The 11,974-nt window shown below is 60.5% G+C and carries 12 protein-coding genes; 8 read left to right on the forward strand and 4 right to left on the reverse strand.

What is annotated here, in order from left to right:
- Positions 1 to 17: 17 nt before the first annotated feature.
- The 8 genes from AB7M22_RS11995 to AB7M22_RS12030 all read left to right on the forward strand — a co-directional run bounded on the left by AB7M22_RS11995 (position 18) and on the right by AB7M22_RS12030 (position 8,268).
- Positions 18 to 896: an amino acid ABC transporter permease gene (locus AB7M22_RS11995; RefSeq protein ID WP_008015001.1), complete on the forward strand. Its 879-nt coding sequence runs from the start codon at positions 18 to 20 to the stop codon at positions 894 to 896.
- 10 nt (positions 897 to 906) lie between these two features.
- On the forward strand, positions 907 to 1,671 hold the full coding sequence (locus AB7M22_RS12000; protein ID WP_007900205.1) for an amino acid ABC transporter ATP-binding protein: 765 nt from the start codon (positions 907 to 909) through the stop codon (positions 1,669 to 1,671).
- 53 nt (positions 1,672 to 1,724) lie between these two features.
- Positions 1,725 to 2,549 carry an ABC transporter substrate-binding protein gene (locus tag AB7M22_RS12005; RefSeq protein WP_008015000.1) on the forward strand — a complete coding sequence of 275 codons (825 nt, stop codon included), beginning with the start codon at positions 1,725 to 1,727 and terminating at the stop codon, positions 2,547 to 2,549.
- A gap of 419 nt (positions 2,550 to 2,968) precedes the next feature.
- Positions 2,969 to 3,817, forward strand: a complete 849-nt coding sequence (locus tag AB7M22_RS12010) for a polysaccharide deacetylase family protein (RefSeq protein ID WP_454186444.1) — start codon at positions 2,969 to 2,971, stop codon at positions 3,815 to 3,817.
- Positions 3,810 to 4,697 (forward strand): polysaccharide deacetylase family protein, encoded by an 888-nt coding sequence (locus AB7M22_RS12015; protein WP_454186445.1) that lies wholly within the window; start codon positions 3,810 to 3,812, stop codon positions 4,695 to 4,697. The genes AB7M22_RS12010 and AB7M22_RS12015 overlap by 8 nt, the downstream gene beginning before the upstream one ends.
- Positions 4,694 to 6,085, forward strand: coding sequence for an MmgE/PrpD family protein (locus AB7M22_RS12020; RefSeq protein WP_454186446.1), 1,392 nt, complete (start codon positions 4,694 to 4,696; stop codon positions 6,083 to 6,085). Before AB7M22_RS12015 ends, AB7M22_RS12020 begins: the two co-directional genes overlap by 4 nt.
- Before the next feature lie 150 nt (positions 6,086 to 6,235).
- Positions 6,236 to 7,414, forward strand: coding sequence for an MFS transporter (locus AB7M22_RS12025; RefSeq protein ID WP_454186447.1), 1,179 nt, complete (start codon positions 6,236 to 6,238; stop codon positions 7,412 to 7,414).
- Positions 7,415 to 7,572: 158 nt separating this feature from the next.
- Positions 7,573 to 8,268: an HPP family protein gene (locus AB7M22_RS12030; RefSeq protein WP_454186448.1), complete on the forward strand. Its 696-nt coding sequence runs from the start codon at positions 7,573 to 7,575 to the stop codon at positions 8,266 to 8,268.
- Between the two features lie 173 nt (positions 8,269 to 8,441).
- Here the strand turns inward: AB7M22_RS12030 and astA are convergent, their stop codons facing one another.
- The 4 genes from astA to AB7M22_RS12050 form a co-directional block, all read right to left on the reverse strand.
- Entirely contained in the window at positions 8,442 to 9,476 is a 1,035-nt protein-coding gene (astA, locus tag AB7M22_RS12035; RefSeq protein ID WP_454186449.1) for an arginine N-succinyltransferase, read from the reverse strand.
- On the reverse strand, positions 9,473 to 10,429 hold the full coding sequence (gene ctlX, locus AB7M22_RS12040) for a citrulline utilization hydrolase CtlX (protein WP_454186450.1): 957 nt from the start codon (positions 10,427 to 10,429) through the stop codon (positions 9,473 to 9,475). The genes astA and ctlX overlap by 4 nt, the downstream gene beginning before the upstream one ends.
- A 271-nt stretch (positions 10,430 to 10,700) precedes the next feature.
- The gene (locus tag AB7M22_RS12045; RefSeq protein ID WP_007900194.1) at positions 10,701 to 11,180 is read right to left on the reverse strand and encodes an Lrp/AsnC family transcriptional regulator; all 480 of its coding nucleotides are present in this window, start codon (positions 11,178 to 11,180) and stop codon (positions 10,701 to 10,703) included.
- A gap of 12 nt (positions 11,181 to 11,192) precedes the next feature.
- Entirely contained in the window at positions 11,193 to 11,954 is a 762-nt protein-coding gene (locus AB7M22_RS12050) for an ABC transporter ATP-binding protein (protein ID WP_454186451.1), read from the reverse strand.
- Between the last annotated feature and the right edge of the window lie 20 nt (positions 11,955 to 11,974).

The raw sequence follows: 11,974 nt of genomic DNA on the forward strand, positions 1-11,974 counted from the left end.
GAGTACGGAGAACCAACATGAGCCAGACTCAGGCAGAACGACTCCAGTCGGAGCGCAAACTGGCGGAAAACCAGTTCGATATCACCCAGTACCAGCATGTGCCACGGCGTTACTACGGGCGGATTTTCTTCGCCACGGTAATCGTAATTGCGATTGTCGGCCTGGTGCGGGCCTTCGCCGAAGGCAAGATCGAATGGTCGTACATCGGCCAGTTCCTCACCTCTCAGGCAATTATGTGGGGCTTGCTCAACACCATCGTCATGGCGGTGCTGGCGATGGCGTTGGGCATTGTGTTCGGGGTGATCACCGCCATCATGCGCATGTCAGCCAATCCGATCCTGCGCTATGTGGCGCTGACCTACACCTGGCTGTTTCGCGGTACGCCGCTGATTCTGCAGCTGCTGCTGTGGTTCAACCTGGCGCTGATTTTCCCCACCATCGGCATCCCCGGCCTGTTCGAAATGGACACCGTGAGCCTGATGACACCGTTTGTGGCCGCCCTCCTCGGCTTGAGCATCAACCAGGGCGCCTACACCGCCGAAGTGGTGCGCGCCGGTCTGCTGTCGGTCGACACCGGGCAGTACGAAGCCGCCAAGTCGATCGGCATGCCGCGCTTGCAAGCCTTGCGCCGGATCATCCTGCCCCAGGCCATGCGGATCATCATTCCGCCGGTGGGTAACGAGTTCATCGGCATGGTGAAAATGACCTCCCTGGCGAGCGTCATCCAGTACTCGGAACTGCTCTACAACGCCCAGAACATCTACTACGCCAACGCCCGCGTGATGGAGCTGCTGATCGTCGCCGGTATCTGGTACCTGGCCACCGTCACTGTTCTGTCCTTTGGTCAAAGCCGTCTGGAGCGTCGTTTCGCTCGCGGCGCCGGCAAGCGTTCTTGAGGAGCCCCACATGAGAAGCATCGTCAAGGCCGTGAGCCTGAACAAGTACTACGACCATTTCCACGCACTCAAGGACATCAACATCGAAGTCGAGCAAGGCGAAGTGCTGTGCATCATCGGCCCGTCCGGCTCCGGCAAGAGCACCCTGCTGCGCTGCGTGAATCAGCTGGAAAAAATCGACAAGGGCGGCCTGTGGGTCGACGGCGAACTGGTGGGTTACCGCATCGTCGGCAACAAGCTGCACGAACTTAACGAGTCGCAGATCGCCCGTCAGCGCCTGGCCACCGGCATGGTGTTCCAGCGTTTCAACCTGTTCCCGCACATGACTGTGCTGCAAAACATCATCGAAGGGCCATGCCAGGTGCTCAAGCGTTCGCCCAAAGAAGCGCACGAAGAAGCCTTGGAATTGCTCGCTCGCGTCGGCCTGGCCGACAAGCGCAACAGCTACCCGATCGAACTGTCGGGTGGTCAGCAACAACGTGTCGCCATTGCCCGTGCTTTGGCCATGCGCCCCAAGCTGATGCTGTTCGATGAACCCACTTCGGCACTCGACCCGGAACTGGTCGGTGAGGTGCTGTCGGTGATGCGCGATCTGGCGCAGACCGGCATGACCATGATCGTCGTCACCCATGAACTGGGCTTCGCTCGCGAGGTTTCCAACCGCATGGTGTTCATGGACGAAGGACAGATCGTGGAGGCTGGAAGCCCCGAAGAAATACTAATAAGTCCGCAAAACCCACGCACCCAAAGCTTCATTTCTGCCGTTCGAACCTAAGCGCCAGTCTCGGAAACCAAGAGCTGCGTAATAACACTCATAAGAGAACGACCATGAAGAACATAGTTATCCCAGCAGTACTCGCAGGCGTTATGGCTTCCAGCTTCACCTGGGCCGCCGAGCTACCGGCCAGCATCAAGGACAAGGGCGAGGTCGTTGTGGCAATCATGCCCAACTACCCGCCAATGGATTTCAAGGACCCGGCCACCAACACCCTCACAGGCCTGGACTATGACCTGGGCAACGCCTTGGCCGAGCGGCTGGGCGTGAAGATCAAATGGCAGGAAACCGGCTTTGAGCAAATGATCAACGCGCTGACCACCGACCGCGTCGACATGGTGATGTCGGGCATGACCGATACCGCCGAGCGTCAGGCCAGCGTGACCTTCGTCGATTACTTCACCAGCGGCCCGCAGTTCTACACCTTGCAGAAAAACAAGGACACGAACGAAATCATCGATCTGTGCGGCAAGAAAGTCGGCACTAGCCGACGCACCACGTTCCCGGCGGAAATCGCCGAATGGAGCAAGGCCAACTGCGAAGCCGCCGGCAAGCCTGCGATCAACGTGATCGGCACCGAAGGCTCGGCCGACGCCCGCGCGCAACTGCGTCAGAGCCGTATCGACGCGGCCATGCAGGGCAGCGAAACCCTGCCGTACCTGAAGACCCAGGAAAAGGACATGTACAAAACCGTGGGCCTGCCGATTTCCAAACAGTTCACCGGGCTGGGTGTAAGCAAGAAAAAGCCTGAGCTGAGTGAAGCGGTGAAAGTGGCGATGCAGAGCATGGTCGATGACGGCAGCTACCAGGCGATCCTGAAGAAGTGGGACCTGGAATTGGGTGCAATCAAGACAGTGACCATCAACGCCGGCAAGTAATGCTTGCCCCGTAGGAGCGAGCGGTGCGGCGATCCGACTTGCCCGCGAAGGCGATCTGTCAGATGACATCGATGTTGAATGTACTGGCCCCTTCGCGAGCAAGCCCGCTCCCACACTAGATCCGGGTTGATCACAATTTTGTGGCCAACCGAAAAACCTGTGGGAGCGGGCTTGCCCGCGATGGCGGTCTGTCAGATGACATCGATGTTGAATGTGCCGGCCTCTTCGCGAGCAAGCCCGCTCCCACGGGGTCAGATGTCGTTCCGGATTCTGCGGCAACCTCGAATACCTGTAGGAGCGAGGCTTGCCCGCGAAGGCGGTCTGTCAGGCGACATAGATGTTGAATGTACTGGCCTCTTCGCGGGCAAGCCTCGCTCCTACAGGGTTCGGTGTTTACTTTTAAATAGTTGGAGCACCAAATGTCCTCCTCACCACAACCCACCTGGCCCGATCAGCACACAGCCTGCCTCGCCCTGGCCTTCGATCTCGATGGCCCGACCGGTGATGCCATGCTCAACGGCTCGATCTGGCGCAAGCCCGAGTATTTCGGTTTCGGTGGTTATGGCCCCTATCGGGCGCTGCCGCGGATTCTCGATTTGCTGGATGAATTTCGGATCCCGACGACATTCTTCGTCCCGGCCTGGGTCGTGGAGAACTGGCCGAAACAGTGCCAGGCAATCGTCGAGCGCGGACATGAGGTGGCGTACCACGGCTACAAACACGAATCCTTTTACGCCCTGACGCTGGATCAGCAAAAGGACGTGATGCACAAATCCCGCGAGATATTCTGGAAGCATCTACACATCCGCGCCGAAGGTTTTCGCACTCCGTCCGGCGACTGGCGAGCCGAAACGCCGGCCATGCTGGTGGAAGCCGGCGTGATTTATTCCAGCAGCATGCGCGGCGATGACCGGCCTTACCTGGTCAACGTGCCGGGCTTCGATACGCCGCTGGTGGAAATCCCCGGTCGCTGGGAAATGGACGACTACGCCTCCCTCGCCTACACCCGCGCGCCGGACTTTCCGTCGGGACTGGACCGCACCGCCAGCTACGCGCTGACCCTCGATAACTGGTGCCGCGAATTCGACGGTGCCATGGATGAAGGCTTGTGCCTGACCACCCTGTTTCACCCCAAGATCACCGGCAAACCGGGGCGCATCCTGCTCTTGGAAAAACTCTTCGAACACATGCGCCAACGCGACGACGTCTGGTTCGCCACCTGCCGCGACGTCGCCCACTGGTGGCTGAAGGAGCATCACCATGGTTGATTCCATCGTCTGGCCCAACGGCTACCGCTGCGCCGTGGTGCTGACCGTCGATTACAACGACATCCACGGCATCCTCACCCAGGCGCCGGAAGTCGCCGGGCGCGACAAGACTTTGTCGGTGTGGCGCTACGGCACCCAACGCGGTGTCGAGCGTTTGCTCAGGCTTTTCGAAGAACTGGGGGTTTCCAGCAGTTGGTGCATCCCCGGCATCGTCGCCGAGGAAAACCCGCAGCACCTCCAGGCGATCCTGGCCGGCGGGCATGAGATTGCCTGCGCCGGGTATCGCCATCAGAACTACGACAACCTGACGCTGGCCGAACAAAGCGCCGAGATCGCCAAGGGTTGCGCGGCCTTGAGCGCGCTGACCGGTCAGCGTCCGACAGGCTTTCGTATCCCGGCCGGTAACGGTGCGCCGGGTTTCATCGAGGCATTAAGGGAGCACGGCATCCGCTGGGACTCGTCATGGCGCGGCGATGATTTGCCCTTCGCTCACCCGACAGCGCCTGAGGTGATCGAACTGCCGTTGCACTACGAACTGGAAGACGAACCCTACTTCGCCTTCAACCTCAGCCCGGCGGTGCCGCCCGCGCAATCGCGGATCGCTTCCTACAGCCATACCCTGGGCAACCTGCAAATGGACTTCGCCGGGTTTCACCGGTTCGGGCTGTGTTACGTGCTGCGGCTGCACCCGGAAATCATCGCCACGCCCGGGCGGATCGGCGTGTTGCGCGAATTGCTGCAAAGCATTCAACAACACGACGACGTATGGATCGCCACCGGTGCCGAAGTCGCTCAATGGTGGGCTGAATCGGCAGCGCCCGTGGCAGAGGATCATCCGGCGGCCGTGTACGAACGTCATTATCGGGATTACGGCGTATGAAAGATCAAGAGATCGCAGCCTTCGGCAGCGCCTACGATGGGGTGATGCGGATGGAGCGGTTGGCGCAGTTCTGCGTCGATACTCGCTTCGAAGATTTACCTCCCGCGTTGGTCGGGCAAGCCAGGCGACATATCCTCGACACCTTCGGCGTGACCCTGGCCGGGGCTGGCAGTGATGTGGCGAAGCAGGCGCGTCAGGTTTTCGAGGGTGAAGCCGGCAGCACATTGGTCTGGGGCACCGGTCAGCGCGTCGGTGCAGCGCAGGCCGCCATGCTCAACGGCATCGCCGCGCATGCCCTGGAGCTGGACGACACCGGCGGCTGCGACCATTCCGGCGCGGTGGTGCTGCCGGCGGTGATGGCAGCGCTCTCGATGTCGGTAAAGCCGGTCAACGGCCGCGAGTTGATCACCGCCGTGGTGATCGGCTACGAAATCGGCCGCCGGGTGCTTGAAGCCTGCGGCAGTTATTCGGCCCACAACGGCGCCGGCTGGCACTCCACCGCGACGTGCGGGGTGTTTGGTGCGGCGGCGGCCAGTGCGCGGATTCTGGGGCTGGATGCCCAGCAAACCCTGGCGGCGCTGGGCATCGCCGGCAGCTTCAGCGGCGGTCTTTGGGCCTTCATTCATGACGGCTCGCAAAGCAAAAAACTCCACAGCGGTCGGGCCGCCGAAGGTGGATTGTTGGCAGCGCGGTTTGCACAACAAGGCATCACCGGGCCGACAAAATTGTTCGATGATGTCTGGGGCGGTTTTCTCAAGACCCTCGCGGCGGATACCGCCGTGCCCGAGGCGCTGGATGCCGAACTGGGCCGCGTGTGGAAACTCGCCCGCTGCTCGATCAAACCCTACGCGGCATGCCGGGGGACGCATTCGGCGATCGATGCATTGGGCCTGTTGCTGGATCAATTGCAGGTCAGCATGGATCAGGTCGAGAGCGTTCAGGTTTCGTTGTGCGGATTCCTCAAGGACATGTGTGGCGGTCAGGACATCAATACCCTGCCGGCGGCGCAGATGAGCCTGCGCTATGCCCTCGCGGCCCGGCTGGTCCATGGTCATTGCCGGTTGGAAGCCTACGACGACGAACAGCGCCACCATCCGCGAATTGCTCACTGGATGTCGCGCATTCACCTTGAAGTCGACCCGCTACTGTCGGAGGATGGCGAGCCTGTGGTCAGCCTGCAGACCGTGGACGGTCGGCTGGCAAGCCTGTGCGTTGAGGTGCCGCTGGGTGCGCCGGGGAATCCGCTGAGTGATGAGGCACTGGAGGAGAAGTTCTTCAGTCTGGCGGGGCGGGTGATGCCGCAGGAGCAGGCGAAAGGGTTGCTTGAGCAGTTGTGGCGGCTGGAAGAACTGGAATCGGTTCGGGCGCTTGACCGGTGGCTGGCTTGAGTATGACGTTGTCTGTGCGGACCTCATCGCGGGCAAGCCCGCTCCCACAGGGATCACCTAAATCCTGTGGGAGCGGGCTTGCCCGCGATTGGCAGCAACTCGGTATCGCGTCGAACACCACAGAATCTGAATAAGGACATTTGCCCCACCGTGGCCACTTACTCCCTCGTTATTCGCCGCTTGATGATCGTTTCGCTGACCATCGTCGTCAGCCGCGCCATTACCAGCCCGTTGCTCACCCTGTTTCTGAGCAACAAACTCGGCCTCAACCAACAGGACGTCGGCCTGCTGCTCGGTATCGCGGTGTTTATCGCCACCCTGCTCGCCCTTTACGGCGGCTACATCATCGACCGCCTCGAAAAACGCCGGCTGCTGATCCTCGCCATGCTCTCCAGCGCCATCGGCTTCGTGCTGCTGACCTTCGCCGAAAACCTCTACCTGACCACCGCCACCCTGGTGATCACCGAAACCGCCTCGGCGCTGTTCCTGATCGGGTCCAAGGCGATCCTCAGCGAAAACCTGCCTATGGGCCAGCGCGCCAAGGCCTTTTCGCTGCGCTACACGCTGACCAACATCGGCTACGCCACCGGCCCGATGCTCGGCGTGGTAATCGCCGGGGTGCAGCCGCTGGCTCCATTCCTGATCGCCGGCGGCATCGCATTCTTCAGTATTTTCCTGATGAGCGGAATTCCCAAAGACCCGGCCCAGACACCCGCCATCGGCCAGCCCCAGAGTTTCCTCAAAACCCTGATCACCCTGAAGAACGACCGCACGCTGATCATGTTCACCTGCGGCTGCCTGCTCAGCACCGTGGTGCACGGTCGTTTCACCCTGTACCTGTCGCAATACCTGCTGGTCACCCAAGACACCAAACGTGCCCTGGAAACCATGGCTGCCCTGCTCGCCTGCAATGCCATCAGCGTGATCCTGCTGCAATATCAGATCGGACGGTTCCTCAAACGCGAACAACTGCGCTACTGGATTGCTGGCGGCACCAGCCTGTTCATCCTCGGGTTGATCGGTTTCAGCCTGGCTGACAGCCTGGTGAGCTGGTGCGTGGCGATGTTCATTTTCACCCTCGGCGAAATGATCATTTACCCGGCCGAATTCCTCTTCGTCGACACCCTGGCCCCGGAAGAACTGCGCGGCAGCTATTACGGCGCGCAGAACCTCGCGGCCCTCGGCGGCGCGCTGAGCCCGGTGATCTGTGGCTACCTGCTGATGCACACGCCCGCACCCACCATGTTCTATGCCCTGAGTGGGTTGACGGCGATGGGCGGTTTGCTGTGCTTCATGAGCGGTCGGCGGGTGGCGATACTGCAAAAATAATGCACTGAAGCTGCATTAATATGAATTTGTCAGCATCAGGATTGATCGGCACACTGTGCGGCGTTCCTCCCCCAATAGTTGGAACTACTTCAAGGGCTTTCTGGGTATCCCAGCTAAGCCTTTTTTTTGCCTCGATTTTTATACGGACCGTTTGCCTCATGTTTGCTCGCTGGTTACCTGCCGCCATCAATACCCGTCCTTCAGAATGGAGCCGCGCCGCCATCGGCATGTTCCTGGGGACGATGTTGAGCGTCTGGCTTTGCGGCCAAGTGTTCGGCATGGACGTGGCGCTGCATCTGATCGGGCCGCTGGGCGCCTCGGCGGTGCTGTTGTTTGCTGTGTCCTCAGGCGCCCTCGCCCAGCCGTGGTCGATTCTTGGCGGTTACTTGAGTGCCGGGGTGGTCTCGTTGCTGGTCGCTCACGTACTCGGACGCACCCTCGGCAGCGCGTGCCTCGCAGCGGGCATGGCGCTGATTCTGATGTGTTGGTTGCGTTGCTTGCACCCACCGGCCGGTGCCTTGGCGTTGCTTATGGTGGTGGCAGACCCGGCGACCATCGCCCTGGAGTGGAAAGCCCTCGGCCCGGTGATGCTCAGTGGCTCGACGATGCTGCTCAGCGCACTGGCGTACAACAATCTGACGCGCATTGGTTACCCAAAACGTCCCGCTGAACCGGCGCCGATGATGCCCGCCCCCGACAGCCAGGCGATCACTGCCGCGGATCTGAAACTGGCCCTTGCCGAGATGGAGGCCTTCTACGACGTCACCCCCGAAGACCTCGAGCAGTTGATCCATGCCAGCGAGTTGCATGCCAGGCGCCGTAGCATCGGCGAAGTGCTGAGCGGCAGAACCTGAAAACACTCGCACTCTGTGGCGAGGGGGCTTGCCCCCGTTCGGCTGCGCAGCAGTCGCAAATTCGGTGATCTCGGTATTACTGAAGAAAACCGATAGCAGGTTTTGGGGCTGCTTCGCAGCCCAACGGGGGCAAGCCCCCTCGCCACAAGTTCAAGATGGGTTCAAAAACCGCGTCAGGCCGCAGACTGCTGCCGCGCAGGCACCGCCAGGCTCACCGCGCGCACCGACGACCCGGCACTCAAGCCCAAGGTTTTCGCCGTCTGCGCATCGACAATCAACGTACCTACGGCAACGCGAGCGGGAGCAGCGGTAATCCGGCATTCGGCGAACTGGCGGTTGTGAATCAGGTACGTCGCCGCGTGCTCTCCTGGCGTACCAATGCTCAGTTGCAACACCTGACTGTCACGCACCGCGCGGATGTCGCCAGTGGCGCATTCGATCAGCGGCCCGCCGTCAAAGATATCGATGTAATCCCGATGCTCGAACCCTTCTGCCTTGAGCATGCCCAGTGCCGGTTCGGTGTTGGGGTGCACGCGACCGATAACCGCTCGCGCTGCCTCGGGCAACAGGCAGGTCGGCAGCGGAAACTTGGGCATCAGTTCGGCGATGAAGGTTTTGTTGCCAAGGCCCGTGAGGTAGTCGGCGTCAGCGAAATTCATCTTGAAGAAGTGCCGCCCCAGACCTTCCCAGAACGGTGAAACGCCCTCTTCGTCCGAATAACCGCGCATCTCCGCGATTACCTTGTCACCGAAGTGCTGACGAAATTCCGCCAGAAACAGGAAGCGTGCCTTCGATAACAAGCGGCCATTCAGACCGCTGCGGTGATCGGCATGCAAAAACAGCGAACACAGTTCCGAGTGGCCGGTCATGTCATTGCCGAGGAACAACGTCGGCAGTTGCTGATTGATCCCGAGGTTTTTCGACGCGGCGACAAACAAGCCCAGCCGATAGTTGTACCAGGGCTCGCGCAAACCGACGGCACCCGCCAATGCACAAATGCCGACCGCTTCTTGCTGGTCGTTCTCCAGCACAAACAGGTAGTCGGCATCGCCACGCTCGGCCTCGCCTGCAAAGGTTTTCGCCGCCCATTCCAGACGCTGGGTCAAACGCGCCGCATCGGCCGGCAAGGTAGTCAAACCGGTTCCGGCGCTATGGGCCAGGGCTAACAGTGCCGGCAAATCTGCCGGTGTTGCAGGACGGACGATCATTGCACTTGCTCCTGGGCCGCTTTTGGCTGACGTTCTGATTGACGTTTAGATAGGAAGACTTCGGCCAACATGCAGCGGGCGCTGCCGCCGCCGATGCGTTCGATGGTGTCGATGTTCACCGGCAGCGGCGTGGTGTGGGCTTCGATCAAACGACGCTGATCGGCATCCAGCGATTGCCAGGCGGTGCGCGACATCACCAGCACGGGTTCGCCCGCAGCGTTGTGGACTTCCAGCACGTTGCCGGCGAACGATTCCAGCTGCGCCCAGTCCAGAGCAATGACCTTCTTGCCGCTGTCTTCAAGCCGCGTGCGCAGGGCCAGGCGTTCAGCTGGGTGAGTGACGGAGGCCAGGCAGGCAATCGCCAGCCGCGTGCCGACACTCATCATCACGTTGGTGTGATAAATCGCCACGCCCTGACGGTCCACCGCATTAAAGGCACACAGCTCGTAACCCAAATGGTCGATCAGTTGATCCAGCGCCCGAGCGTGGGTGCGGGTGGAATAGCCGGCGTAACAAATCCGCTGCTGTCGATCCAGCACCATGCTGCCGGTGCCTTCAAGGAACACTTCCTGCTGTTCGAGGCTGGAAAGGTCCAGCAACTGCTCGACACGGTATTCGTCCCGCAGCCAGTCGAGCACGCCTTTGTCGCGCTCCAGACGGCGGTTGTGGCCTTGCATCGGGTACAGCACCAACGTGCCGTCGGGGTGGCTGCTCCACCAGTTGTTGGGGAAGATCGAATCGGGGGTATGCGGGGCTTCGAGGTCGTTATGCACCAGGACTTCGACGCCATGGTTGCGCAGCGCGGCGACGTAGCCATCGAACTCTTGCAAGGCCTTGAGCTGCACGTCCTCGGACACATCGGCCGGGCGCTGGAAACGGTTGTTCGCCGCCGTGTCCTGATTGAACGAGAAACGTGTCGGGCGAATCATCAAAACGGTATTGGTGGTTTGCATGGGCACAGATTCAATGAGGGTTGAGAGGTGCTCATTGTCTGTTTCGGCGATGAAAAAACCCGGTTGTTAAGAGGCGGTGACGTGATGGAAACGGCTGAAAATCGTGGTTGGCCCAGCCGATTCGGTGAGGGTCGAAAAGCAAAAAATCGCAGCCTTCGGCAGCTTCTGCGGGGGTGGTGTTCAAACCCAAAAATTGCGGTGAACACAGTCCACGTAGGAGCTGCCGAAGGCTGCGATCTTTTGACCTTTACCTTGATCTTGCGGGTGCCGCCTATTCCATCGTGGTCTTGACCATCGCCAGTTCCGGATGGCTGACCAGTTTGTCGATGTGCAACTCCGGGTCGTCGAACCAGACTTCAGTCAGCACCCGATAATGCTCCATGTCCCGGCAGCGCATGCGCAAACTGTAGTCGAATGCGCCGCTGATCAAGCGGCATTCCAGCACCTGCGGACAACCGCGAACCTTGGCCTCAAAGGCCTTTTGCGCCGCCCGCCCGCTTTGGTTCGACAGCGCAACCAACACCAGCAGCGACAGGCCCGGCGTCAGTTTTTTTTCATCGAGAATGGCCCCGTAGCCACGGATAACCCCGAGCTGTTCGAGCTTGCGCACCCGCTCCAGGCACGGCCTGGGCGTGAGGTGCACGCGCTCGGAAAGCTTTTGATAAGTGATGCGTCCTTCGTGGCGCAGCACTTCGATAATGGCCTGATCAATGCGATCAAGCACAATCGACAGATCGCGGATATCCGCCATGTACGTCTTGCCTCACTTCAAACGACCCGATAGGAATTGCTGTAAACGTTCACTCTTTGGCTGGTCGAGGATGGTTGCATCACCTTGCTCCTCGACCCGCCCCTGATGCAAGAACAACACTTGGCTGGAGACTTGCCGGGCAAAGCCCATTTCGTGGGTCACCATCAACATGGTCCGGCCTTCTTCAGCCAGCGCCTGAATCACCTTCAGCACCTCGCCCACCAGTTCCGGATCGAGCGCCGAGGTCGGCTCGTCGAACAACAGAATCTCCGGTTCCACGGCCAACGCCCGGGCAATCGCCACGCGCTGTTGTTGCCCGCCGGACAGAAACGCCGGGTATTGATCGGCCACCCGTTGCGGCAAACCGACCTTGTCCAGATACGCCCGCGCGCTCTCTTCGGCGGCCTTGCGGCTGACACCCAACACCCGACACGGCGCCAGTATGATGTTTTCCAGTACGGTCAGATGGCTCCACAGATTGAAATGCTGGAACACCATCGCCAGGCGTGTGCGCAAACGCTGCAACTGTGCCGGGTTGGCGACTCGCATACCCCCAGCGCCCGGGCGAGTGATGACGCGCTCACCGTCCAGCACAATGGCGCCCTCGTCCGCCCGCTCCAGAAAATTGATGCAGCGCAGCATGGTGCTTTTACCCGAACCGCTGGCACCGACCATGCTCACCACATCGCCGGCCCGCGCGTTCAACGAGACGCCTTTGAGCACTTCATTGTCACCAAAACGTTTGTACAGATTTTCAACCGTGAGTTTGTACATGCATAAGTCTCCTGCAGTAG

It is taken from the genome of Pseudomonas sp. ADAK2 TE3594 (assembly GCF_053628675.1).